Source organism: Allomuricauda sp. ARW1Y1, assembly GCF_013407935.1.
Taxonomy (GTDB): domain Bacteria; phylum Bacteroidota; class Bacteroidia; order Flavobacteriales; family Flavobacteriaceae; genus Flagellimonas.
On sequence record NZ_JACBZU010000003.1, the window covers coordinates 346,940 to 371,065 of the forward strand.

The following is a 24,126-nucleotide window of genomic DNA, read 5'->3' on the forward strand; positions in this document are numbered from 1 at the left end:
ATCATGAAAAAGTTGGATGATTCAAGTATAAAAGCATTGATAAGCCTGTTGGAAGACCCAAGCGAAATCATCTATAACGAAATTTACCAGACGATTGTGTTTTTGGGAGCAGAAGGAATTCCACATCTACAGACGGCATTTGATGAGAGTGAAAGCGATTTGCAAAAAGAAAGGATAGCGCAAATTCTTGACGAATTGAAATTGGCTAAACTGAATGAAGATCTGAACAATTGGAAAGAGTTCCGTTCCGATGATTTGTTGGAAGGCCTATTGCTGATTGCCAAATACGGCTATCCGAATTTCGATGAAGCCGAAATCAAGAAGACCATAAATGATATGGTTGCCGTTTTGAAAGATGAATTGGACGGAAAAACCGATGTGCAAATCGTACATCTATTGAACCAGACGATTTTGTTCGATTTTGGCTTTAACGGCAATACGCGTAACTATTCCGCGATCAATAATTCATTTATAAACAAAGTCTTTGAAAACCGCATCAGTAACCCCATTGGGTTATCGGCCATTTACCTTTTGGTGGCAGAGCGTTTGAACATTCCGTTGGTGGGCATCAACTCTCCAGGGCATTTTATATTGGGCTACGTTAATGAGCATTTTACCAAAGAAGGTGTTACCGACGGTTCCGTGATGCGCAAAGTCGATTTTCTCGTGGATCCGTTCAACAATGGACTGATGATCAATAATAAGGATTTTGATGCCATGTTGTTGACCATTCCCTATGACCTAAAGGATAAAAACCTGTTGCCCGCAACCAATGTGGCCATCGTAAAAAGGGTCATGAACAATCTGATACACGCATTATTTACGACAGGAGAGAAAAGTACGGCCCAAGAACTTTTGGACATCAATGAAGCACTTTGAGAAAAATGTACAAATCATCAGGTAGAATCGGTATGGGGAAATCCTGTTGGAGAACATAATTTTGAATAAAGAAGAAAGGAGTACATTTTGACGTTACAACTTGACATAAAAGATAAATTCAACGAGCAATTGCCCGCCGACCCGATTTTGGAAAATTCACGACGGCAGGTCAGAAATGCCTGTTTCTCGTATGTGGTGCCTAAAAAACCCACAAAGCCGTCATTGATCCATGTTTCGCCCGAAATGGCGGAAGCCATCGGATTGAATGCATCGACCACCAAATCACGGAAGTTTCTCGACATTTTTTCGGGCACCGAACTACTGCCCGATACAAGTCCGTATGCGATGTGCTACGGCGGACATCAATTTGGTAGCTGGGCAGGGCAGCTGGGCGATGGCAGGGCCATAAACCTCTGCGAGGTCGAACACCAAGGAAGAAATTGGGCCCTGCAGTTAAAGGGAGCCGGGGAAACGCCCTATTCCCGTTCGGCAGACGGCTTGGCAGTACTGCGCTCATCCATCAGGGAATATTTGTGTAGCGAGGCCATGCACCATTTGGGGGTGCCAACCACGAGGGCGTTGTCATTGACCCTTTCGGGAGATGAGGTTTTACGGGATGTGCTTTACGACGGCAATCCGGCCTATGAAAAAGGGGCCATCGTCTGTCGCACGGCCGAATCGTTCATCCGTTTTGGCAATTTTGAGATATTGGCCGCACAGCAAGATGCAAAGACCCTGAAGGCCTTGGTCGATTTTACCATCAAACACCATTACCCGCGTTTGGGCGTACCTTCCAAAGAGACCTATCTCAAGTTCTTCAAGGAAGTGGCCGTTAGGAACATGGAAATGGTCATCCATTGGCAGCGTATAGGTTTCGTACATGGCGTAATGAACACCGATAATATGTCCATTTTGGGACTGACCATCGATTACGGGCCTTACGGCTGGCTGGAAGGCTACGACCATGGTTGGACGCCTAATACCACCGACAGTGGGCAGAAACGATATCGCTACGGCACTCAACCACAGATCGTACTTTGGAATCTGTTGAAACTCGCCAATGCCCTGTATCCGTTGATCGAGGAGACGGAACCGTTGCAGCGTATTTTGGATGAATATCAAGAGGAGGTAAAAGTCGCTCATCTTGAAATGATGAAATCGAAATTGGGACTTTTCCTTTCAGATGTGGAGGATAAAGCGTTGGTGGAAGAATTGGAGAACGTATTGCAACTTTCCGAAACCGATATGACCATCTTCTTCAGGAACCTTGCCGATTTCAAAAAAGAAGATAGTGCGTCGGAAGGGTTAAAAGTGGTCGAAAAAGCATTTTACCTTCCTGACGAAATCAAAGGGAAAATTATGAGGCAATGGCACAATTGGTTCGAAAAATATGCCAAGCGTTTGCGAAAAGAAGATAAAAGTGATAGCGAACGAGCCGAGGCGATGAACAAGGTCAATCCGAAATATGTGCTGCGCAACTACATGGCGCAATTGGCGATAGACGACGCCGACAGGGGCAAATATGAATTGATCGATGAGCTGTTACAACTGCTTAAAAAACCCTATGACGAGCAGCCTGAAAACGAAAAATGGTTCGCCAAACGCCCCGAATGGGCAAGACATAAAGTGGGATGCTCCATGTTATCGTGCAGCTCCTAAAAATCGACAACTAACAATTTAAATACAGAGCAATGGATAAAAACAAGATCAAACAGGCGCTTATCGATTTGGAGAAAGGTCATATCGATGCGGCGGAGATGAAATACGAAGAATTTTTGTCGGGGAACCTATTGGACAAAACAGAGGTCATTGATGATGACGACCAATCACATCACAGGCAAAGTATCGAAATTTCAGACCAGTTGGAAGAACAGGCCCATGTGCATGCCGAGCACTTGGAGACCATCAACAAGATTTCCTTTCAACCAAAAGAAACGGTCGAACCTGGCGCGGTGGTCAGTGTCAATGGCCGTTGTATGATTGTCGCGGTTTCGAAACCGCCCTTTAAAATCGGCGAGAGAGACTTTTTGGGCATCTCCACACAGGCACCAATCTATAGTGCCTTGAAAGGAAAAAGAGCAGGGGATTCTTTTGAGTTCAACAACCAAAAATTCACGATTGAAGCTGTAAACTAACTATCGAGAATATGCAACGAGACAACATAATATATTGGGCCACTACCTTGATCATTTTTGGTGTAATGATGCTTGGCGGGGTAATGGATATTGTACAGCCCGAAGGGTTTGCCGAAAATGTGGCATCCCTCGGCTATCCGCTGTATTTCTTTACCATTCTTGGTGTGTTCAAGATCATTGGAAGCATTTTATTGGTCGTTCCCAAAGTGTCGATGAAATTGAAGGAGTTGGCCTATGCCGGTTTCTTTTTTGATCTGGTCTACGCAGCCTTGTCACATGGAGCAATAGGGGAATATGCAAAAATACTACCGCCTGTGGCCTTTTTAGTGATTTTGGCGGTGTCGTACAAGTACAAAAACAAGGTAATATCATGATAGTAGCGGCATTTAAGTACAAAGTGAATCCGGAGTTTCAAGAGGAGTTCGATAGGCTTTATGGCTATGCGGCGCAGCATGTGGCAGCCATTGAAGGCTATGATAAGCATGAAGTATACGATGGAGAAAATGGGCACCATATGTTGGTCGTCTATTTTAAGGACCGCGAATCTTTTGAAGTTTGGGATACGCACCCGGAACACAAAAAGTATAAGGAACGGGGTAAAACAGAAATTTTTGAATCATACGACGTTTCGGTCGGCGAGGTATTCGAAAGGCACATTAAATAATTCTTGGTCGCATGAAAAAAGAAGTCACGGTTTACAAAGGCACCGAAATTCAAGCGCAATTGGACGAGCACGAGCTGTCCCCGAAATGGAGGGTCAAGAGCGATAGTATTGTAAGAAACTTGGAGTTCAAAAACTTTGTCGAGGCCTTTGGGTTTATGTCTCGCATCGCCATTTTGGCCGAAAAGAAAAACCATCATCCCGAATGGTTCAACGTGTACCATAAAGTTGACATTACGTTGACATCGCACGATTTCGGTGGGGTAAGTAATATGGATATCGATTTCGCCAAGACCATCGAATCCCAACTTTAATTTCTTACCAATGAAAATCGTTGCCAAGGCAAGAATAGAAGGACCTGAAGCGTTCGGAGATGCAGCTATCATTACCAACGATAATGGTAGCCATGTCCTTCAACTGACCAACTTTTGGGTGGCACAAGGCGCTCCCGATGTACGTATCGTGTTCAGTAAAGATCCTATAGGGGTGGTGGCCGAACATAACATCAGGTTCATTGCCGAGTTGCCCGATGGACATTTTGAAGGCGACTTCCCAATCGACCATTTGAACGATTTTGATGAGATGAAAACACTTATCGTGTATTGCAAAAAGTTCTTTGCCCACTTTGGTCACGGAACTATCGAAAAGAAGAACTAATGACGAGTTCGATATAACAAATTGAAAATGAAAAAACTATGGAAGCAAAAAACAATATGATAGAAACGGTCAAGGAACTCAATAGTGTGGGTTATACCGAAGATTTTCGGTTGACGGGAGAAAAACTGCATTGGGTGGCGAAAAATGTGGATTACAACGCCGACCAATTTGAAGTGGATTATGCCTACAGGTTTGAGAGTTCCGATACGCCCGAAGACACCTCAATGGTCTATGCCGTAAGCATTCCGAAGAAAGGCACAAAAGGGGTTTTATTGGATGTGTTGGACAACTTTTCGTCGCTGCCCGACAACTTTGTGAACAATAAGGTGCGTGAAAAAGTCCCGACCGTACTCACACACGACGAAAGCAACAATGAACTGAAATTTGGCTTTGTACCCAAAGTGCACAAAAGCAAGTTCAACGAAAATCCGCATCGTTACGAATTGCGAAAGAATTTCCCCGATTTTCCGGCATGTCCCTTTGGTCAAAGTTTTTCAATGCTGGGTTATGACAAAGAAGTGGAACAATATGTTTGGTTGGTCACGAGCATCATTCGCGACGAAAGATTACAGGTCAACGATTATAAAAATCCGGAATAAGGAATAGGATGGCGCACCCCATTTTTGAGAAGATAAAAATGCTGCCCGAAGGCTATTCCGAAGGAATGTACCAAGGTAGAAAATATGGGATCACTAAGAATAGCTTCAATCAAGGGAATTCCTTTAAAGTCTATGCGGAGGAATTGGGGGGTACCGATTTCATCAGCCTAAATTACTATCGTACCAAAAGCCAGGGATTGTTGAAACCCTGTGAAATGCCCGAACAGAAAGTTATCGATTTTCTAGAAAACGTGTCGCTGGTCAAAAGTGAGCAAAATGTCAATATTGATAGGAGTAATGTATAATACGGAACCGGTGTTGATCAAGTAATTTTACAGGGAATCAATCAACGGTTCTTTTAAAATAATTGTGTAACAAGAATTAGAAATTATGGATAACTACAAGAAAGCATATATAGCGGGAGGCTGTTTCTGGGGCATGGAAGATCTCTTCAGAAAACGTCCCGGAGTGATAGATACCGAAGTGGGGTATCAAGGTGGCGAAAATGATAATCCCACTTATCAAAACCATCCTGGACATGCGGAAGGCATAGAAATTACCTATGACCCTACAAAAACATCCTTTAAGGAATTATTGGATTATTTCTTCAGGATGCACAACCCCACAACGGTCGACCAACAAGGTAACGATAGGGGATCGAGCTACCGTTCCGCGATTTTTTATCAGAACGATGAAGAAAAAGCCGTGGCGGAAGAAATGATCGCCTTGGTCGATGCTTCCGGTAAATGGCCGGGCAAGGTCGTTACGACCTTAGAGCCATGGTCAACATTTTGGCCAGCGGAAGAATACCACCAAGACTATTTGGTCAAGAATCCGAATGGCTACACCTGCCATTTTTTAAGATTTGAGGATAGTTTTATCAATAAAGCGCAAGAAGCGTAATTGTATGGAAGAAGCTTGCGCCGCGAACGCGGGCTTCTTCTTTCCATAAATTTTTAACACGACCTGAATATGAGCGAAGTAAAATTCAAGAATACACGATTTGACCCCGATAGCACGCCCTTCTTGGGAATTGCCAAACAAATGGCCCAGGCTTTCGGATATACCGCGGACTTAAAAACGGACAAAAAGTTGGCACAGCTGCTACGCTTGCGGGTGGCACAGAAAAACGAATGTGCGTACTGCATTATTCTCCACGCCAAAACCTCGCGCGACATAGGAATCGATGAGGCCAAAGTGGACAATATATCGTCTTGGTGGAATAGCGAGCTGTTTACCAAAAAAGAGAAAACAGCCCTCGAATATTGCGATGTGCTGACCGAGGGAAGCAACAAAAATTTTCAGCGCTACCATCAAGGAATGACACAATATTTCTCTGAGGTTGAGATTGCCGAGATTGCCGCCATTGTGATCAACATGAATGTCTGGACGCGCCTGAAGCTCGCTCAGGGCGAGACCCCGTATGTGGATTAGATGTTAAAAGGAGGGCACATAGCATTGGGTACTGCAGCCATCGGAAGGCCGGTGTACATCAACATCAAACAAGAAGATCCGGATACCGAGTTTTCGTTGGAAGCTTTCCGCAAAAAAGGGGTTGAGGTGCTCGAGACCGCATACAGGAAAGGCGTACGGCATTTTGACACCGCGCCCAACTATGGGCTGGCGGAAGATTTGTTGATCGATTGGATCAAGAAGAAGAACGACCGGTCACTAACCGCAAGCACAAAATGGGGCTATACCTATGTGGCCGACTTCGACCCGAATGCCACCGAACATGAGGTCAAGGAACATTCGCTCAACAAGTTGAACGAACAATGGAAGGTGTCAAAGGCCTTGCTGCCCCATTTGAAACTGTATCAGATTCATTCCGCAACTTTTGAATCGGGAGTGTTGGAAAATACAGAAGTGCTGAACCGATTGTATGAACTGAAGCAGGAATTCGGTTTGATAATCGGACTGACGGTTACGGGAAGCGATCAGGTTGATGTTTTGAAAAAGGCCTTGACGGTTCAGGTTGAAAATGAAGGACTGTTCCAATCCGTTCAGTTTACCTTTAATCTGCTCGACCAAAGTGTTGCTACAATGAAAAGTGAATTGGAGCAACTTGATAGCCCTATTTTAATCAAAGAGGTACTGGCCAATGGCAGGTTGATTCCGAATGATGATTACAAAAGCTATGCCCCACTTTATAACGAAATGAAAGGGTTGGCAAAGAAATATAGGGTTGGGGCAGACGCTATCGCCTTACGTTTTGCGATGGATAGTTTTAAAAACGCCAATGTGCTGAGCGGTGCCAGTAACGAGGCACATTTGACGGCAAACCTAAAGGCGGATACATTTTCACTGGCTTACGATGAAATGGATAGGTTAAGCTCATTTGCCATTGCACCATCGACCTATTGGAACGAAAGAAAAGAACTGCAATGGAATTGAACCAGCCCATACCCGAATGGAATTTGCTTCCGATTTTTTCCAAGGAAGTACCCGCGCTTAAAGATTTTAAAGGTAGGCCGTTGCTCATCCTTTTTTTCAATTTGGGATGTCCGGGTTGTAAAGGCAGGGCATTGCCCTATGCGAATAGGGTGGTAGTCGAAAATGGGGAACATATTAAGGTGTTGGGAATCCATACACGGTTTGAAGGGCCTGAATATGAGGTGTCGGATTTTGAAAAAGCGAAGGAAGACTATTACATCCGTTTTCCGTTTTTCAAGGATGCGAATCTGGCCGAGACCTTCCATAGGTACCAAGCAGGCGGTACCCCGCATTGGATATTGCTTGACAGCGAGGGGAAGTTGGTCTATTCCATCTTCGGTTCCGACCCCAACAACGCCTTGTTGCGATTGGATTTAAAAATAGGGGAGTTGCTTGGCGTATCCCACAAAAACGAAAATGAATAATTCAAAAGTAGAAACTATGAAAGCAATTTGGAACGATCAAGTCATCGCAGAAAGCGATAACACCGTAGTCATTGAGGGAAATCACTATTTCCCCCCGGAAAGTATTAAGAAAGAATTCTTTAAATCAAGCGACTTTCACAGCACCTGCCCATGGAAGGGTCAGGCATCCTATTACAGTTTGGAAGTAAACGGAAAGGAGAATGCCGATGCAGCTTGGTACTATAAGAATCCCTCGGAATTGGCCAAAGGCATCAAGGACCATGTCGCTTTTTGGAAAGGCGTTGAAGTTATTGAATCCTAGAATCCTAAGAAAATGTACGAATGGTATTTGCCCATCACGATCTTGCCCGGCCTGGGTATGTTGATTCTCTCAACGACGAGTCAGATGATGACCTTAAGCGCGGAAATCAGTTCGTTGCTGCAAGAGAAGTGTTCTCCTTTCCAACACAACATTTCCGACCAGAAGATTAAGCAATTGGGGCGATTAACCCGAGCTTCCGTACTGTTGTATTTGGCCGCTGGCCTTTATGTCTTATCGGGAATCCTTGGGGCCGTAAAGCAAACCATATCGCATTACAGCCTTTCGAGCCTTAGTTTATATGTAGGTACGCTTCTCGTGCTTTTGGCTCTGGGACTATTGATTTGGTACGCCTTTAGGGCGGTGGGCATACGAATGCAACAGCATGAGCACAACCATAATTTGTGAAATCAGGAGTGGATAAATTAGCGAAAATAGGATTTGGCGGAGGATGCCATTGGTGCACCGAGGCGGTATTTCAATCGTTGAAGGGTGTAGAAAAAGTGGAGCAAGGCTGGATTGCTTCCGAGGGAATGTACAGTTCGTTTTCCGAAGCGGTCATCGTACATTTTTATCCAGAGATAATTCCGTTGGAAATACTTATTGAAGTGCATTTGCGAACGCATAAAAGTACGTCGGACCATAGCATGCGTGAAAAATACCGTTCTGCCATATATGTGTTTTCAGTAGCGCAGCAAAATAAGGTCGATTCGATTTTAAAGCCCTTGCAATCTGAATTCGATGATGCTCTGATTACCAAGACATTGCCCTACAAAGCATTCAAGCCTTCTGAAGAAAATTTTAGGGACTATTACTATAAAAATCCTGAAAAACCTTTTTGCGAGAACTTTATCAACCCTAAGTTGAAGTTGCTTTTAAGTTCTTACAATGCCTACACCAAAACCGAAGAATTAACCCATTTAAGTAAATAACTATGAACGTTAAACTCAAGATACCTAATAGAAAAGGACACGAATTACATGCGCTTTTGGAACTTCCTGCCAATCAGAAACCGAATCGATATGCCATATTCTCACATTGTTTTGCCTGCAGCAGCAATATGACCGCGGTTCGGAATATTACCAGAACTTTGACCAATTATGGATTTGGGGTCATACGGTTTGATTTTACGGGCCTTGGAAGAAGTCAGGGCGAATTCGCAGAAAGCCATTTTTCTGCCAACGTCAACGATATTATCGATGTCCATAATTATATTAAGGAAACCTACAAGGCACCGGAATTATTGATAGGGCATTCGTTGGGAGGTTCGGCCTCGATCATGGCGGCTTCAAGAATTGAAGACATCAAGGCGGTTGCCACAATCGGTTCTCCTTCCAACATCGAACACACCAAAAAACAATTTGAATCTGGTTTGGAAGATGTAAAGTCTCACGGTAAGGCCGAAGTTGAATTAGGGGGGCGACCATTCATCATAGATTCCGACTTTGTCGAGGATTTCAGCAATACCGATTTGCTCGATGTAACCAAAAAACTCAGGAAACCCATTTTGATAATGCATTCCCCACAGGATAGGATCGTTAAACCCGACCATGCCCATAATCTTTTTGTCGCGGCATTTCATCCTAAAAGTTTCGTAACACTTGATGGTGCCGACCATTTGCTTACCAATAAGAACGACAGTATGTATATTGGCAACGTTATTGGGGCTTGGGTGGAACGCTATTTTGAGCCAATGGAAAACAAGATGTTGGAACCGGAAGGAGAGCAGCTCGTGGCCCACCTCGATTTGACCGAGAACAATTTTACCACGCAAATGCAGACCAAGCACCATAACATGATCGCTGACGAGCCTAGTTCGGTCGGGGGGGATAATTATGGACCTGGACCATACGATTATCTGACCGCCGCCATCGCATCGTGCACGGCCATGACCGTAAAATTGTATGCAGAAAGAAAAGAATGGGCCCTAAAGGAAGTGTACGTGTATATCACACATTCAAAAAAACATACCGATGAACTTCAAGGCGACTTTGAAAATCCGGGGAGGATCGATCATATCAACAAAAAATTGAAATTCATTGGCGATTTGACCACCGAGCAAAAAGAGAAGTTGAAGAATATAGCTTCCCGTTGTCCTGTACATAAGACTGTTGCGAGCGAGGTTCATTTTGACACCGAAGTGCTAGCGGAATGATAGGGAATTGAATTTACCTTCATCGCATTGTTTAAAGATGTTAACACCAAAACTTTTTATATGGGACTAATTGAAAACATAAAAACTTATTTCAAGAAAAAACAGAACAATGAAGAAACAGGTGCAGCACCCGAAGGAGTATGCCCGAATTGTTGGGGCCGCTATGAATATGATGGCGAGTACTACAAATTCATGAAGGGACAAAACGGGAATCCGAGTAAGGAGACCTACAACAGTTTCGTGGCCGATGTCGCCAGAAAATTGGATAAGATTACCATTAAGGAAAATACGTTTAGGTGCGAGACCTGTAAGGTGAATTATGCGCATGGGCATTAGAAATACATCACACGTTTACATTTATGATGTGATGCGTTGAAGAGAATCATTTTATCTTAATTATTACATGAAAAGAACAACATTATGAAAATAGCAATAAACGGCATGGGCCGAATCGGCCGTGCGGCGTTAAAAATTATCAACGAAACCTCTGGACTCGAGGTCGTCGCCGTGAACGATTTGGTGTCTGCCGAAAACATCGCATATCTATTAAAATACGACACGGTCTATGGTGTTTATGAAAAGGAAGTGAGTAGTACGGAGGACACGCTGATAGTTGATGGAAAGTCAATCAAATTTTATTCCATTCGAAATCCCGAGGAATTGCCTTGGAAAGAGAACGGTGTCGATGTGGTCATTGAAAGCACAGGGGTCTTTACTAAGAGCGAGGATCTCGACAAACATATCTCTGCTGGAGCCAAGACCGTGGTACTATCCGCACCAACTAAAGACACTGATATGCCCACTATCGTGCATGGTGTAAATACTTCGGATGAGGGCGTAAGCGCCTTTTCATGTGCCAGTTGCACCACCAATAATATCAGCCCGATAATGGAGATTCTTGGACGTAGAATCGGGGTCAAGAAAGCGATTATGACCACCATTCATGCCTATACTGCATCTCAGGGAATGGTCGATAGCCCCTCAAAGAAAAATTTCCGTTTGGGTAGGGCAGGAGCGGCGAATATCATTCCGACCACCACCGGAGCGGCCATTGCCACAACCTTGGTCATTCCTGAGTTGGAGAAAAAGTTTGATGGGGTTGCGGTAAGGGTACCCATTCCCGTGGGCTCTTTATCCGATATGACATTGGTATTGGAACGGAAAGTAAGCGTGGAAGAAGTCAATACTATTTTAAAAGAAGAGGCTGCTACAGCAAGGTACAAAGAGGTGCTCTCGGTAACCAACGACCCGATAGTATCATCCGATATCGTGAAAAGTCCGTATGCATCAACCGTTGACCTAAGCATGACTAAAGTAGTCGATGGCGACTTATTGAAACTCATGACATGGTACGACAATGAATGGGGCTTTACCAATCAAATGGTGCGGGAAATTGCTGCTTTGGGTTGACTCAGAGATATTTGAGAATTTTGGGTTTCATGGAAATAGTCCAACTGAATGACATAGAATATGATTCGTTCCTGAATCTCAATGTGCTTGAAAAAGGCACCGATGTGATAAGACATGTGATTATTTCCAGAAATTCTTACGGTGGGGGCGATTTGACCATTGATAACCTGGCATTTGAGCACTATGAGGATTTCGATGAATTGATTTCTTTCTTTTGGGTAAGGTTTAGAATGTAAACTCTTGGAAAGTAAATTGACATATGTTTCAACAGATTTCATGAGGAGAAATCCTTAATTTACGATAAAGATTGGAAGTATAAAATGATTAAACAATCCTTCAGACGTTCCTGTCTTTGCGAAGCTACTTAGGTATTGACTATACTAATTGATTTTGCCCGTTTTGACAGGGACTTAAGATGCCCGACATGATTTTAGGAACAAGTATGAATACATATCAGTTGTCCTGAAGAACGGCCTTTTTAAGGGACAGTTTGGACAAAATAACTTTTCTTTTCCCAGAGTGTCCCATTTCTGGTCCTTTTTAGTAGTACCGTTAATTGACCTTTTACGGGACACTTTTGAAATCAATTCAGGTAGAATTTATCCCATATCCAACTCAGGAATCATATTCGCTGCTTCCTTCATTTTCTCGTCGATAATCTTGGTGTAAATTTCGGTAGTGCGAATTTCTCGATGACCTAATCTCTTTGAGACGGTATAAATATCGGCACCGTTTTCTAAGAGCAATACGGCATTCGTATGTCGGGCACTATGAAAAGTAATATGTTTGGTGATTCCCGCGCGCATACACCATCTTAAGATTTCGGTATTGTAGACCGCTCCGTATTTTAGTCCTTTAAAAACTCTTTCGTTTTTATTCGTTCTTTTTCCTAGCAAATTTCTTGCTTGGCTCGAAATATAGAGGTATTCCAGCCCATCGGTCTTTTTTTGCCTAAAAATGATTCTTGAAGCTTCATCTTCATCCCGTACTTCGGCCCATAACAATTTATTGATGTCGCTCCACCGCAGACCCGTAAGACAACTAAAAACGAAAGCGTTTTTCAGAATAGGATATTTACATTCAGTTTGCGTCAGGGCTTGCAATTCTGAATAGGTCAAATATTCCCGTTGTGATTCGGCTTGTTCAAATCCTTTGACTGATTTGATCACATTGGCATCAATATAGTTCTCATTGTAAGCTTCTCTGAGCGCAGCTTTCAATTTATTGAAGTACGTGTATTTAGAATTTTGGGATAGGGGAGTATTGCTCTTGGTTTTGGCTTTGGTATCGAGGTACCTTCTAAAGCCTCTAACGAAAACTGTATCAATATCTTTTAACTGAATATGAGCAGGTGCATATTTTTTTAAATGCTTAAAGGCAGCATCCCAATTCCCATAGTTTCCTTTGGATTCGTAGCGTTCCTCTTGCAGAGTTTTATAAAAATCAAAAAGAAGAATATTCCCTTTTTTATTGTCCTTCATCTTATACTTTCCCTGAATGAATTCGGCTTTTCGAATAGCAAGAATGTTTTCCGCTAACTCCCAGGTTGCTTTATCTTTTCGTTTTTCATCAATGGATTCGGGGTGCTCAGAAACGTAAAGTTTAAGATATTCAAATTTTCGGCGGTGCTTTTTCACCCCGTCTTTGTCAATGGAATACCCATTGTAAAATTCAATAAACAAACTCAACCTGTTGTTTTTTAGCCGCTTACCTTTTAATGTAATTTTCATGAGGTTCGAATTTTGAGGTGTAATTTTTACACCTTTTCACCTCAAAAATTCAATGAGGTGTAAAAAAGGTGTAATAAAAGTACGAAAATGAGCTATTAAAAGAAACGAAGAAAAGAAATAGTTTTCAACAACTTATTGATAATCAATTAAATGAAAACAAATGAATTCAAATGAAATTAAAAAATCAACTTATTCATTTTCCGATGCAAAAGTTGGAAAAGATATTTCCCAAAAGATCGTCCGTGGTCACGCTTCCCGTAATTTCTCCCAAATGGTACAAGGCCTGTCGGATATCGATGGCCATGAGGTCGCTGGAAAGTTCCATTTCTAACCCTTCCTTTACTTTTTGAATTTCCTCCAAAGCCTTGAGCAGGGCGTCATAATGTCTACTATTGGTAATAATGGTCGTATCGCCGCTTAAAGCACCAGAATCGACTAATGATAGGAGTTTTTGTTCCAGTTCGGGGATTCCGGTTTTGAGCTTTGCGGAAAGGAAAAGTACATCAGGGATTTCCGAGGTGATTTTTTCGATTTGCTCAGGGTTCAGCAAATCGGTTTTATTACAAATGGGCAACAATCGTTTGTTGGGATATTTTTTTTGAATTTGTTGCAGTTCCCTTTTATCAAAGGCCATCCCGTCAAAAAGATAGATGATGAGACGGGCTTTTTCAATCTTGTCGAAGGTACGTTCAATCCCGATTTTTTCGACGACATCCACCGTTTCACGTATTCCTGCCGTATCTATAAATCTGAAATTGATGCCTTTAATGCTAATATGATCTTCCACCGTATCCCGAGTTGTTCCGGCTATCTCACTTACAATGGCCCGCTCTTCATTCAACAGTACATTCAGTAAGGTCGACTTTCCAACGTTGGGCTGACCCACAATCGCTACTGGGATACCATTTTTGATCACATTTCCCAGAGCAAAGGAATCTATCAGCTTTTTGAGAACTTCGCTAATCCGATTGAGTAATTCGTTGAATTGGGTGCGGTCGGCAAATTCCACATCTTCTTGGGAAAAATCCAACTCCAGCTCTATCAACGAGGCAAAATTCAATAATTCTTGTCGCAGTTCTTGGATTTCGTTGCTGAAACCTCCCCGCATTTGCTGCATGGCGATGTCGTGTGCAGCTTCACTATCACTGGCTATCAAATCGGCTACAGCTTCAGCCTGGCTCAAATCCATTTTACCGTTCAAAAAGGCTCTCAACGTAAATTCACCGGCCGAGGCGGAACGACATCCATTCCTCAATATCAATTGAATGATCTGTTGTTGGATATAGGGTGACCCATGGCAAGAAATCTCGACCACGTTTTCACCCGTGTAGGAATGTGGTCCCTTAAATAGGGAAACAAGCACCTCGTCCAACACTTTGCCATCATCCACAATATGACCTAAATGAATGGTATGGCTTTTTTGGTTGGCCAATTTTTTCCCCTTAATGGATTTGAACAAAGGGTCCATAAGGGTTATGGCATCCGGTCCGGAAACCCGAATCACTGCAATGGCCCCTGTTCCAGAGGGGGTCGCCAAGGCTACGATGTTATCTGTATACGACATGGCACAAAAGTACAAATTCGTTGTTGTTTGTAACATTTTTAGTGATTTGCATACTAATAAGTTGAACCCTTTAAATCAATCAGAAATGGAAGTCATCAATCAAAAAGCAGTTAGAACGGACAATACGTTGTTGGCCGTAACACATTTGACCCAATTATTGGGCTATGCCATAGGATTTGGTAGCCTAATCGTTCCTTTGATCATTTGGTTGTCCTCCAAGGATAGGGTAGAAGGGATGAACGAACATGGAAAGGCCATTATCAACTTTCAGATCAGCCTTATCCTATATATTATTATCAGTATTCCGGCCATCCTACTTTTGGGCTTAGGTATATTGGGTTTGATAGGTGCTGCCCTCCTAGGATTTATTTTGCCTATTGTAAACGCAGTAAAGGCTGCAAATGGGGAATCCCCGTCACAATTTATGACAATCAGATTTATATCATAAAACTAAAAAAGCTGGAACTTTTTGCTCCAGCTTTTTTTATTGAGTAGTAGTGAGTTTAATTGTTCAGCATCACAGGCATTACTAACATGGTCACATGCTCGCCCTCGTCCAATCCATCGATTGGGGTAAGGATACCTGCCCTGTTCGGTAAGCTCATCTCCAGAGAAACTTCATCGGACGATAGGTTGTTCAACATTTCCAATAGGAATCTGGAGTTAAAACCAATTTGCATATCATCGCCCTGATAGGAACAAGAGAGTCTTTCTTCGGCCTTGTTGCTGTAATCCACATCTTCGGCAGAGATATTGAGTTCGGCACCGGCAATCTTCAAACGGATTTGGTGCGTGGTTTTGTTGGAGAAAATGGAAACCCTTCGGACCGAGCTTAAGAATTGATTTCTGGCAATGGTCAACTTGTTGGGATTTTCTTTTGGAATAACCGCTTCGTAGTTTGGGTACTTGCCATCGATCAATCGACAAACCAATTCGGTGTTATCAAAATAAAATTTGGCATTGCTATCGTTGTATTCGATGGTCACTTCGGATTCGGAACCTGCCAAAATCCCTTTTAAAAGGTTTAACGGTTTTTTCGGCATTATGAATTCCGCCACTTCGGAAGCACTTACGTCCTGACGTTGATATTTTACCAATTTGTGTGCATCCGTGGCCACAAAGGTCAAATTTTCAGGGGAAAACTGGAAAAACACACCGCTCATCACAGGGCGGAGGTCATCGTTTCCAGCAGCAAAAATGGTCTTGTTGATGGCGGTTGCCAAAATGTCTCCCAATAATGTAGTGGAACTTGGATTGGAAACCTCCACAGCTTTGGGAAATTCGGCACCATCGGCATAGGCCAAGGCATATTTACCGTGGTTGGAGCTGATTTCCACTGTGTTGTTGTCTTCAACCACAAAGGTCAAGGGTTGTTCCGGAAATGTTTTTAGGGTATCCAAAAGCAAACGTGCCGGAACGGCAATGGTTCCTTCGGAATCGGAATCCACTTCCAAGACGGAACTCATGGTGGTCTCCAAATCGGAAGCCGAAACAGTGAGCTTACTTTCTTTTAAATCGAACAGGAAATTGTCGAGGATGGGCAAGGTGTTGCTGTTGTTGATAACTCCTCCCAAAACCTGCAATTGTTTCAATAAATATGTACTGGATACAATAAACTTCATCAAAGAAATACTTTAGTATAGTTGCTTTTTTAGCAATTTAACCCTTCCAAAGGGCCTATAAAATCAATAAAAACAAATATATCCCAAATGGATTTAGCAGAGAAACAAATTTATTAACACCTAAGCTGTGAATTTACGTTTACGGTAATACCCAAAAAAGACACCGAACAACAAGGTCAAAACCACTGGTAATCCTATGTTTATAAGCTGCCATTTGGTTTTTTGTGCTGCAATTTTCTTAACGTCCAATAAGGGGATGGCCACTTTTTTGTTTCGAATGTTAATAAGCCCTGTGTTGTCCAACATGTAATTTGTACTGTTCACCAAGAACTCCTTATTGCCGTAGAAGCTACTGGTCCACTTATCGTAACCTAATTCCAGCGGTCTACCGTTGCGCAATTGGTTTTTGATGACATCCCCATCGGAAATCACGATCATTTTATTTTCTGGACCCTCTTCCAAGGTGTTCTGCAGCTTGATTGGCTTGACCCGGTTCTTGTACATGGAAGTGAAACTTCCTTCGATCAAAACCGCTAGTGGCAAATTGCCATTGGTGTAGGTTTCCCGGTCGGGCTGTTGGTTGATCATATCCAAACTGACCACTCTGGGGATTCCATCTGTTTTTGACAAGGGTGAACTCTGCAATAAAATGGTTTTTTGGTAATCGTTTTCCAATACGTCCATGGGACTGGTAAACTGAAAGCGTACCGCTTCAATATTGGTGTTGATGGGATGATTGTTCTGTGAGAACACCATAGGGTAATACAACCAAGGCAACGGATTGTACTGTGAATCGTTTCCTTCGCCCGTGGCCAAAACAATTTGGGTAAAATAGAGGTCGTTCACCAGCACTGGATTGATACGCACTCCATATTTAAAAAACAGATCTTTCAAATTAAGCTCTCTGGGAATGGCTATGGCCTCTCCGCCACCGGCATAAATGCTGTCCATTTCCATAGCTACCTGATCTATCAACCAAATGGACTTGCCGCCCTGAACCATATATTGGTCCAGTACATACTTCTCTTGATCGCTAAATGCTTCCGTTGGTTTGGCAATCAGGGCAAGGTCGAATTCTTTCAGTTTGTCCAAAACATTTTGCGGATTGGTAGCCACCGAGTCTAGGGTAATGGCCCCAATGTTGTAATAATCCCGAATGGTAGTAAGATAATCGGCAATGTAAATATCGTCCAGTTCGCCATTTCCCTTGATGACGGCAATGCTCTTTTTTTCTTCAATGCTCAACTTGGTAAAGGCATCGGCAAACGCATATTCCAGTTGCTGTACCGAATTGTTGATGCGCTCCTCTGCCATGGAACCCAATTTGTTCTTGAGCAAGGGCACTCTCACCGTTTGATCGTTAAAATTGACCATGGCCCAAGGAAATACCAGTTCGTTGGAAACTTTTCCGTTTTCCTCAACGGTTACGTTTGCTGGCTGAAGACCCAAACTTTGCAACTGCGCAACGGTTTCCTGCGGATTTTCGCTATCCTCCATGGGGTCTACCAAATTAAATTTGATATTGCGGTTTTTGGATGCGAAGGATTCCAACAATTGGATGGTCTCGGCCTTCAGTTTGGCGAACTCTGCAGGAATATTTCCATCCAACAATACATCCACGATAACAGGTGTTTCAAACTTTTGCGCTACTTCAACGGCAGGCTCGGAGAGGGTATACCTTTTGTCTTCCGTAAGGTCGAACCGCGTGTAGACAAAACTGGCCAACAAATTGACGGCCACAAGGGCCACTATTACTTTTAAAAGGGTTACGGCAAACTTTCCCATCACCTTGGCAATTGTTTTAAACGTTGAAAAGTAAGGTGCAGAAACACTAAGGTCAGCGAGATAAAGTACATTAGGTCGCGGGTGTCTATCACGCCTCTTGCAATGCTATCAAAATGTGCTTTTGCCCCGAGCGATTGAACGGTTTGTTGGGTTTCCCCATCAGAAAATAAGGTCGCTATGGCATCAAACCCGTTAAAAATCAGAAAGCAGACCAAAATTCCCACCAAAAAAGCAATGATCTGATTATCGGATAGGGTAGAGGCGAATATTCCGATGGATGTGTAGCAGGCCATCAAAAATAGCAATCCAAAGTAAGATCCCAGCACCACGCCAAGATCATAGTTGCCTTCCACCATCCCCAATTTGGATATGGCAAATACATATACCAAAGTTGGAACAACGGCAATGATGCACAGCAGAAGGGCTCCCCAAAATTTTCCAAGGACGAGTTTCCAAATGGAGATAGGTTTGATGAGCAATAATTCGAGGGTTCCCATTTTGCGTTCCTCCGAAAAGCTTTTCATGGTGATGGCCGGCACCAAAAAGACAAAGATCCAAGGCGCCAGCAAAAAGAAGTTGCCCAAATCGGCAAAGCCGTAATCAAAAATGTTGTACTCGTTTTTAAACACCCAAAGAAAAAGACCGTTGAGCAATAAAAAGGAACCCACGATCAAATAACCGATGGGCGATGTAAAAAAGGACCGTACCTCTCTCTTAAAAATTGCGAACATTAAGATGGGTTTGTTGATTGAATTCTAGTTACGCTCCAAGCTTCGGGCTTATCGGCAAACAGTTTTTTGGTATTGCCCCAAACCTCTTGGAAGAAATCGGAATTTCTATAGTTGTTCAGGTGCGATTCCGTATCCCAAAAACTATAGGTGAAAAATATATTGGAATTTTTGATGTCCTGATACAATTCTACCATATTACAGCCTTCAAAAGCTAAAATACCACTTTTTGATGCTTCAAAGATTTTCTCAAAACTAGCAATATTTTCGGGTTTAAAAGTCAGTTTTACGATGCGTATCAACATTTAGAGGAAATTTATGGTTACCGTGTCCCTGTAATTGAGTCCCAAAAGGGAAGAGGCCCCACCAACCGAGTTGAGGTCACTTTTATAAATGGCCAGTTCTATGTAGCCGGCTGAATTGAACAGTGCCAAAGCGTCACCCGGACCTTTGCGCTGGTTGCGCTCCAGATTGTAGTTGATGATTCCGTTATAGCTCTGGTGTACTTGCCGTATTTTAGTGGTCCTTGCGGTAATTTCGAACTCACGTCCACTTCGGTAGGCTTCGAACAGACTTTTTTGGATATTGGTCACCACATTGCCGTAGTTATCGATGTAAATGACATTACCGGAGATGGTTCTCCCTTCATTGGTGATGCGGGGTTCAAAATCACGGAGTTCCTTCAAATTACTGAATGGTTTTCCGATTACTTCCAATTTACCGCCACGAGCAATATGGCAGGCCACCTGTACAAAAATATTCAGTACCGGAAAGGCGCCTGCTTCGGCATTTGGCAAATGGATTTCCACCACTTTTTCGGGCTCTACCTCAGAAGTTATCAAAGAAATCACCCCGCTGTTGGCACTCACAAAATAATGTCCGTCCACCAATACCACTATATGCTCATTTTCGGGAGAAATTTCGGAGTCTACCCCCACGATATGCACCGTTCCCTTTGGGAACGAATGGTAGGCATTCCTCAGGATATAGGCACATTCCTGAATATTGAAGGGACTGATGGCATGCGAAATATCAACAACATTGGTTTCGGGGAGGTTGCTCAGTATGGCCCCTTTAACAGCACCCACGTAGTGGTCCTTGTATCCAAAATCGGTAGTTAGGGTTATGATTGGCATACAATACTGTTGATATGTTTTTCCGCGTTCAAAGTGATTTTTAGTTAAGTTTGTTTGTAAAATTAGTCAAAAAAGAAAGAACGAGATTCTTCAAAAACAACTGTAACACCTCACTATTTTTGAACGAACTGATAATTGAACTTACGGAAATCAGCCCCCAGGAATTTTTCGGACAACAAAATTCCAATATTGAGCTGCTCAAAAAGTATTTCCCAAAATTGAAGATTGTGGCACGGGGCAACAAGATCAAGGTTTTTGGTGATGAAGAACTGCTTGAAGAATTCGATAAGCGTTTTGATGAACTCACCAGCCAATTTGCCAAGTACAACAAACTCGACGAGAATATGATCGAACGGGTGCTTACCAGCACCAGTAAGGCAGATTATGCCTCATCCTCCAGTAGCGGCGATGTGCTCGTTCATGGCGTGAGCGGCAGGTTGATCAAGGCACAGACAGCCAACCAGAGACGCTTGGTAGATGCCTGTAAAAAGGACGATATGGTATTTGCCATAGGTCCTGCAGGTACGGGAAAGACGTATACAGGGGTCGCTTTGGCAGTTAAGGCCCTCAAGGAAAAGCAGGTAAGACGTATTATTTTGACACGCCCCGCCGTAGAAGCAGGGGAAAATCTTGGATTTCTACCAGGTGACCTCAAAGAGAAGCTAGATCCTTACATGCAGCCCTTGTACGATGCGTTACGGGATATGATTCCTTCGGAAAAGCTCGAAAAATACATTGAGGATGGGACCATCCAAATTGCCCCTATGGCTTTTATGCGGGGTCGAACCTTGGACAATGCCTTCGTGATTTTGGATGAAGCCCAAAACACCACTCATGCGCAAATGAAGATGTTCCTGACCCGGATGGGGAAAAACGCCAAGTTCTTGTTGACAGGTGACCCAGGGCAGATTGATTTGCCGCGAAGGGTAATCTCTGGCCTTAAAGAGGCACTTCTTATTTTAAAAAACGTAGACGGAATCAGTATCATTTATTTGGATGATAAAGACGTGATTCGTCATAAATTGGTGAAAAAGGTAATTGATGCCTACAAGAACATAGAGCACCAAAATCAATTTTAGGGAATAATATGGGAATGAATACGCTGATGTCCACGGATTTTAACTTTCCTGGGCAAAAATCTGTTTATAAAGGAAAGGTAAGGGAGGTCTACACCTTGGAAAATGATATTTTGGTGATGGTGGCCACAGATCGTTTGTCCGCTTTTGATGTGGTCATGCCCAAGGGCATCCCCTACAAAGGGCAGATATTGAACCAGATTGCGACCAAAATGATGAAGGATACCGAGAACATTGTTCCCAATTGGTTGATGGCCACTCCAGACCCTAACGTCGCTGTGGGCCAAGCTTGTAAACCGTTTAAGGTGGAAATGGTTATTCGTGGGTACATGTCCGGCCATGCCGCCCGTGAGTACAAAGCTGGAAAAAGAATGCTGTGTGGTGTTCCCATGCCCGAAGGGATGCAGGAGAACGATAAGTTTCCAGAACCTATGATTACCCCGGCCACTAAAGCCGAAAAGGGCGACCACGACGAAGATATTTCCAAAGAAGATATTTTAAAGAGAGGGATTGTTTCCAAAGAAGATTATGAAATTCTGGAGAAGTACACCCGTGCCCTGTTTCAAAGGGGGACTGAAATAGCGGCCAAAAGAGGCCTTATCCTAGTGGATACCAAATACGAATTCGGTAAGACCAAGGATGGCAAAATTGTGCTGATCGATGAAATCCACACGCCCGATTCATCCCGTTATTTTTATGCTGATGGATACGAAGAGCGGCAAGAAAAAGGGGAGGCCCAGAAGCAGCTTTCCAAGGAATTTGTAAGACAATGGTTGATTTCCAACGGATTTCAAGGACTGGAGGGGCAGTCCGTTCCCGAAATGTCTGATGACTATATTGAGTCGGTTTCCAATCGATATATCGAACTCTATGAAAATATTACGGGCGAACCATTTGTAAAAAGTGATATCTCCAACCTCCAAGAACGCATTTTATCCAACGTAATGGAGTATTTGGAAAAATAGTTTACTAACATTAAGATTTACCCAATAAAACTGCATCCTTTTTAGGGATTTTACTTCTTTTTCACAGTCCTGTTGATACATATTTAAAGCTAAATTGATATATTTATGCTAAGTAAATATATCTACAATGGAAAGTTGTCCTAATTGCTCTTCAACCGTATTTACCAAAGCAGGGGTCGTACAAGATAGGCAGCGTTATAAATGTAAATCCTGCAACTACTATTTTACGGTTCCAAAGTTGGGCAAACAAATTGATGATTATTTTGTAAATAAGGCGCTACAGCTGTATTTGGAGGGGTTGGCCTATCGGGAAATCGAACGTATTCTCGGTGTTTCGCATGTGTCCGTGATGAACTGGGTCCGAAAGTACAATATCAAACGACCATACAACTCCAAATACCATCCAACCTACAAAATATTGAACCACTCCGAGCTACAAAAATACTTTCAAAACCCTGAAAATCTCAAAGGTGCTGGCCAGTTGGTAACCGAGCTTGGGGACAAGTTTATGCTCATAAAATGGGATAGGTTCAGGGATTAATGTATAGTAATTTTACAGAAAAGTATACTGGTTTTTATTTCAGCTTAATTTTTTTGGATGTTCGTAGGGCACATAACCCTCTAACAACCAAACTGAAATGAAACAAATGCTTATCGGAATGACTTTATTTTTATGCGTCGTTCCTAAGTCTTTCTCACAAGGGAATACCGAGTACACCGGTGGTTACAAAGTGAGTTTTAATGAAGATGGTACCAAGTATCTCCGTATCATCGCATGGGGACAATTCTGGGCCCAGTATTCAGACAACGTGCCCGAAGATGCCAGTAATCTTAACCTGAGTGTGCGACGCGCCAGGATTCTCACCTACACCCAATTGAACAAGAAGTTTTTGATTTTGACCCATTTCGGTCTCAATAGCTTAAACGGATCTAATTTGAGCCCTACGGGTAAAGGAGAATCCGCGCAACTGTTCTTCCACGATTTTTGGGGAGAATGGACTCTAAGCAAAAATGCAGCGATTGGGGCTGGACTCCATTATTGGAATGGTATTTCTCGTTTGAACAATAGTAGCACCCTAAACTTTATGACATTGGACAACAATCGTCCGTCTTGGGCGGTATTGGGCCTAAGTGATCAGTTTGCCCGACATTTGGGTGTGTACGCTAAGGGTAAAGTTGGTCGCCTTCAGTATCGGGTGTCCTACAACGAGGCTATTACCAATACCTTGGATTTGGGAAATGACCCTACTCCCAATGGAAGAGCAGTATACCGGGGTCGTGAATTATTGGGAGCTGGGGAAGCTGGCAAGGTGGTTCAAGGTTATTTTGATTACCATTTTCTCGACGAGGAGTCCAACTTTCTGCCCTACAAAGTAGGTTCGTACCTCGGTACCAAAAGAATATTCAATCTAGGGGCAGGCTTTCTCAATCACAGAAATGGGGCTGTGGTTATGGATGAGGTTGGCAATATGGAAGGGGAAGATGTAAACATTTTTGCGGTGGATGCCTTTTACGATGCACCACTTGGTGAGGATGGCTCAGCAATAACTGCCTATGCGGTGTATCAAAATAATGATTATGGTCGTAACTTTAACTTGGGACCGTATGGAACTGGCAATATGGTTTATGGCCATGTGGGCTATTTGATTTCTGGACCTGACACCAAATCGCGCTTACAACCCTACTTGTCTTATCAAACCAGGACCATTGATGCCATTGACGACAATACGACAAGATGGGGCGTTGGAGCCAATCTATATATGACGGGCCATCACTCCAAACTGACCTTGGAGTATGCAAATTCCAAGGTAGGTAATGCCGATGGAATAGGAATGATTACGTTACAAGCACACATTTATTTATAACAA

General features: G+C 43.0%; 32 protein-coding genes. 25 read left to right on the forward strand and 7 right to left on the reverse strand.

What is annotated here, in order from left to right; genetic code table 11:
* Window positions 1-3: 3 nt before the first annotated feature.
* The 20 genes from GGE08_RS10405 to GGE08_RS10500 all read left to right on the forward strand — a co-directional run bounded on the left by GGE08_RS10405 (window position 4) and on the right by GGE08_RS10500 (window position 11,888).
* Window positions 4-879 carry a transglutaminase-like domain-containing protein gene (locus GGE08_RS10405; protein ID WP_179384822.1) on the forward strand — a complete coding sequence of 292 codons (876 nt, stop codon included), beginning with the start codon at window positions 4-6 and terminating at the stop codon, window positions 877-879.
* Window positions 880-966: 87 nt separating this feature from the next.
* Window positions 967-2,538 (forward strand): protein adenylyltransferase SelO, encoded by a 1,572-nt coding sequence (locus GGE08_RS10410; RefSeq protein ID WP_179384823.1) that lies wholly within the window; start codon window positions 967-969, stop codon window positions 2,536-2,538.
* Between the two features lie 32 nt (window positions 2,539-2,570).
* Window positions 2,571-3,014 (forward strand): hypothetical protein, encoded by a 444-nt coding sequence (locus GGE08_RS10415; RefSeq protein ID WP_179384824.1) that lies wholly within the window; start codon window positions 2,571-2,573, stop codon window positions 3,012-3,014.
* Window positions 3,015-3,025: 11 nt separating this feature from the next.
* Window positions 3,026-3,388 (forward strand): DoxX family protein, encoded by a 363-nt coding sequence (locus tag GGE08_RS10420; RefSeq protein WP_179384825.1) that lies wholly within the window; start codon window positions 3,026-3,028, stop codon window positions 3,386-3,388.
* Window positions 3,385-3,678 (forward strand): antibiotic biosynthesis monooxygenase, encoded by a 294-nt coding sequence (locus GGE08_RS10425; RefSeq protein ID WP_179384826.1) that lies wholly within the window; start codon window positions 3,385-3,387, stop codon window positions 3,676-3,678. Before GGE08_RS10420 ends, GGE08_RS10425 begins: the two co-directional genes overlap by 4 nt.
* 11 nt (window positions 3,679-3,689) lie before the next feature.
* Window positions 3,690-3,989, forward strand: a complete 300-nt coding sequence (locus tag GGE08_RS10430; RefSeq protein ID WP_179384827.1) for a 4a-hydroxytetrahydrobiopterin dehydratase — start codon at window positions 3,690-3,692, stop codon at window positions 3,987-3,989.
* A gap of 10 nt (window positions 3,990-3,999) precedes the next feature.
* A complete protein-coding gene (locus GGE08_RS10435; RefSeq protein ID WP_179384828.1) occupies window positions 4,000-4,332 on the forward strand; it encodes a DM13 domain-containing protein in 333 nt (110 codons plus the stop codon).
* A 38-nt stretch (window positions 4,333-4,370) separates the two neighbouring features.
* Complete coding sequence (locus GGE08_RS10440) at window positions 4,371-4,931, forward strand: hypothetical protein (RefSeq protein ID WP_154920033.1); 561 nt, start codon at window positions 4,371-4,373, stop codon at window positions 4,929-4,931.
* An 8-nt stretch (window positions 4,932-4,939) separates the two neighbouring features.
* Window positions 4,940-5,236 (forward strand): peptide methionine sulfoxide reductase, encoded by a 297-nt coding sequence (locus GGE08_RS10445; RefSeq protein ID WP_179384829.1) that lies wholly within the window; start codon window positions 4,940-4,942, stop codon window positions 5,234-5,236.
* A gap of 85 nt (window positions 5,237-5,321) precedes the next feature.
* A complete protein-coding gene (gene msrA, locus GGE08_RS10450) occupies window positions 5,322-5,834 on the forward strand; it encodes a peptide-methionine (S)-S-oxide reductase MsrA (RefSeq protein ID WP_154920029.1) in 513 nt (170 codons plus the stop codon).
* A gap of 69 nt (window positions 5,835-5,903) precedes the next feature.
* Window positions 5,904-6,365: a carboxymuconolactone decarboxylase family protein gene (locus GGE08_RS10455; protein ID WP_179384830.1), complete on the forward strand. Its 462-nt coding sequence runs from the start codon at window positions 5,904-5,906 to the stop codon at window positions 6,363-6,365.
* Entirely contained in the window at window positions 6,366-7,325 is a 960-nt protein-coding gene (locus tag GGE08_RS10460; RefSeq protein WP_179384831.1) for an aldo/keto reductase, read from the forward strand. It abuts the gene before it with no gap.
* Window positions 7,316-7,789: a TlpA family protein disulfide reductase gene (locus GGE08_RS10465; protein WP_179384832.1), complete on the forward strand. Its 474-nt coding sequence runs from the start codon at window positions 7,316-7,318 to the stop codon at window positions 7,787-7,789. The genes GGE08_RS10460 and GGE08_RS10465 overlap by 10 nt, the downstream gene beginning before the upstream one ends.
* Window positions 7,790-7,805: 16 nt before the next feature.
* The gene (locus GGE08_RS10470; RefSeq protein ID WP_154920021.1) at window positions 7,806-8,090 is read left to right on the forward strand and encodes a DUF427 domain-containing protein; all 285 of its coding nucleotides are present in this window, start codon (window positions 7,806-7,808) and stop codon (window positions 8,088-8,090) included.
* A 12-nt stretch (window positions 8,091-8,102) separates the two neighbouring features.
* Window positions 8,103-8,495, forward strand: coding sequence for a hypothetical protein (locus tag GGE08_RS10475; protein WP_179384833.1), 393 nt, complete (start codon window positions 8,103-8,105; stop codon window positions 8,493-8,495).
* On the forward strand, window positions 8,492-9,019 hold the full coding sequence (locus tag GGE08_RS10480; RefSeq protein WP_313790893.1) for a peptide-methionine (S)-S-oxide reductase: 528 nt from the start codon (window positions 8,492-8,494) through the stop codon (window positions 9,017-9,019). The genes GGE08_RS10475 and GGE08_RS10480 overlap by 4 nt, the downstream gene beginning before the upstream one ends.
* A 2-nt stretch (window positions 9,020-9,021) precedes the next feature.
* Window positions 9,022-10,242, forward strand: coding sequence for a bifunctional alpha/beta hydrolase/OsmC family protein (locus GGE08_RS10485; protein ID WP_179384834.1), 1,221 nt, complete (start codon window positions 9,022-9,024; stop codon window positions 10,240-10,242).
* Between the two features lie 60 nt (window positions 10,243-10,302).
* Window positions 10,303-10,578, forward strand: a complete 276-nt coding sequence (locus tag GGE08_RS10490; protein WP_179384835.1) for a hypothetical protein — start codon at window positions 10,303-10,305, stop codon at window positions 10,576-10,578.
* Window positions 10,579-10,662: 84 nt separating this feature from the next.
* Window positions 10,663-11,652 carry a type I glyceraldehyde-3-phosphate dehydrogenase gene (gene gap / locus GGE08_RS10495; protein WP_218847528.1) on the forward strand — a complete coding sequence of 330 codons (990 nt, stop codon included), beginning with the start codon at window positions 10,663-10,665 and terminating at the stop codon, window positions 11,650-11,652.
* Between the two features lie 29 nt (window positions 11,653-11,681).
* The gene (locus GGE08_RS10500; protein WP_179384836.1) at window positions 11,682-11,888 is read left to right on the forward strand and encodes a hypothetical protein; all 207 of its coding nucleotides are present in this window, start codon (window positions 11,682-11,684) and stop codon (window positions 11,886-11,888) included.
* A gap of 363 nt (window positions 11,889-12,251) precedes the next feature.
* On the opposite strand, the gene GGE08_RS10505 is transcribed toward GGE08_RS10500, so the two are convergent.
* Entirely contained in the window at window positions 12,252-13,382 is a 1,131-nt protein-coding gene (locus tag GGE08_RS10505; RefSeq protein WP_179384837.1) for a site-specific integrase, read from the reverse strand.
* 193 nt (window positions 13,383-13,575) lie between these two features.
* Window positions 13,576-14,946 (reverse strand): tRNA uridine-5-carboxymethylaminomethyl(34) synthesis GTPase MnmE, encoded by a 1,371-nt coding sequence (mnmE, locus tag GGE08_RS10510; protein WP_179384980.1) that lies wholly within the window; start codon window positions 14,944-14,946, stop codon window positions 13,576-13,578.
* Between the two features lie 85 nt (window positions 14,947-15,031).
* On the opposite strand from mnmE, the gene GGE08_RS10515 reads away from it, so the two are divergent.
* Window positions 15,032-15,394 (forward strand): DUF4870 domain-containing protein, encoded by a 363-nt coding sequence (locus GGE08_RS10515; RefSeq protein ID WP_179384838.1) that lies wholly within the window; start codon window positions 15,032-15,034, stop codon window positions 15,392-15,394.
* Between the two features lie 55 nt (window positions 15,395-15,449).
* On the opposite strand, the gene dnaN is transcribed toward GGE08_RS10515, so the two are convergent.
* The 5 genes from dnaN to GGE08_RS10540 form a co-directional block, all read right to left on the reverse strand.
* Window positions 15,450-16,568 carry a DNA polymerase III subunit beta gene (gene dnaN / locus GGE08_RS10520; RefSeq protein ID WP_179384839.1) on the reverse strand — a complete coding sequence of 373 codons (1,119 nt, stop codon included), beginning with the start codon at window positions 16,566-16,568 and terminating at the stop codon, window positions 15,450-15,452.
* Window positions 16,569-16,688: 120 nt separating this feature from the next.
* Window positions 16,689-18,353, reverse strand: coding sequence for a gliding motility-associated ABC transporter substrate-binding protein GldG (gene gldG / locus GGE08_RS10525; protein WP_179384840.1), 1,665 nt, complete (start codon window positions 18,351-18,353; stop codon window positions 16,689-16,691).
* On the reverse strand, window positions 18,353-19,084 hold the full coding sequence (gldF, locus tag GGE08_RS10530; protein ID WP_179384841.1) for a gliding motility-associated ABC transporter permease subunit GldF: 732 nt from the start codon (window positions 19,082-19,084) through the stop codon (window positions 18,353-18,355). Before gldF ends, gldG begins: the two co-directional genes overlap by 1 nt.
* On the reverse strand, window positions 19,084-19,386 hold the full coding sequence (locus GGE08_RS10535) for a putative quinol monooxygenase (RefSeq protein ID WP_179384842.1): 303 nt from the start codon (window positions 19,384-19,386) through the stop codon (window positions 19,084-19,086). The genes gldF and GGE08_RS10535 overlap by 1 nt, the downstream gene beginning before the upstream one ends.
* Complete coding sequence (locus GGE08_RS10540) at window positions 19,387-20,217, reverse strand: S-adenosyl-l-methionine hydroxide adenosyltransferase family protein (protein ID WP_179384843.1); 831 nt, start codon at window positions 20,215-20,217, stop codon at window positions 19,387-19,389.
* A gap of 119 nt (window positions 20,218-20,336) precedes the next feature.
* Here GGE08_RS10540 and GGE08_RS10545 point away from each other — a divergent pair, with 119 nt between their 5' ends.
* The 4 genes from GGE08_RS10545 (at window position 20,337) to GGE08_RS10560 (ending at window position 24,123) form a co-directional block, all read left to right on the forward strand.
* Window positions 20,337-21,296 carry a PhoH family protein gene (locus GGE08_RS10545; RefSeq protein ID WP_179384844.1) on the forward strand — a complete coding sequence of 320 codons (960 nt, stop codon included), beginning with the start codon at window positions 20,337-20,339 and terminating at the stop codon, window positions 21,294-21,296.
* A gap of 8 nt (window positions 21,297-21,304) precedes the next feature.
* Window positions 21,305-22,258, forward strand: a complete 954-nt coding sequence (locus GGE08_RS10550) for a phosphoribosylaminoimidazolesuccinocarboxamide synthase (protein WP_409553491.1) — start codon at window positions 21,305-21,307, stop codon at window positions 22,256-22,258.
* A gap of 127 nt (window positions 22,259-22,385) precedes the next feature.
* The gene (locus GGE08_RS10555; protein ID WP_179384846.1) at window positions 22,386-22,799 is read left to right on the forward strand and encodes a terminase gpP N-terminus-related DNA-binding protein; all 414 of its coding nucleotides are present in this window, start codon (window positions 22,386-22,388) and stop codon (window positions 22,797-22,799) included.
* A 118-nt stretch (window positions 22,800-22,917) separates the two neighbouring features.
* Window positions 22,918-24,123, forward strand: a complete 1,206-nt coding sequence (locus GGE08_RS10560; protein ID WP_257024005.1) for a hypothetical protein — start codon at window positions 22,918-22,920, stop codon at window positions 24,121-24,123.
* Window positions 24,124-24,126: the final 3 nt, after the last annotated feature.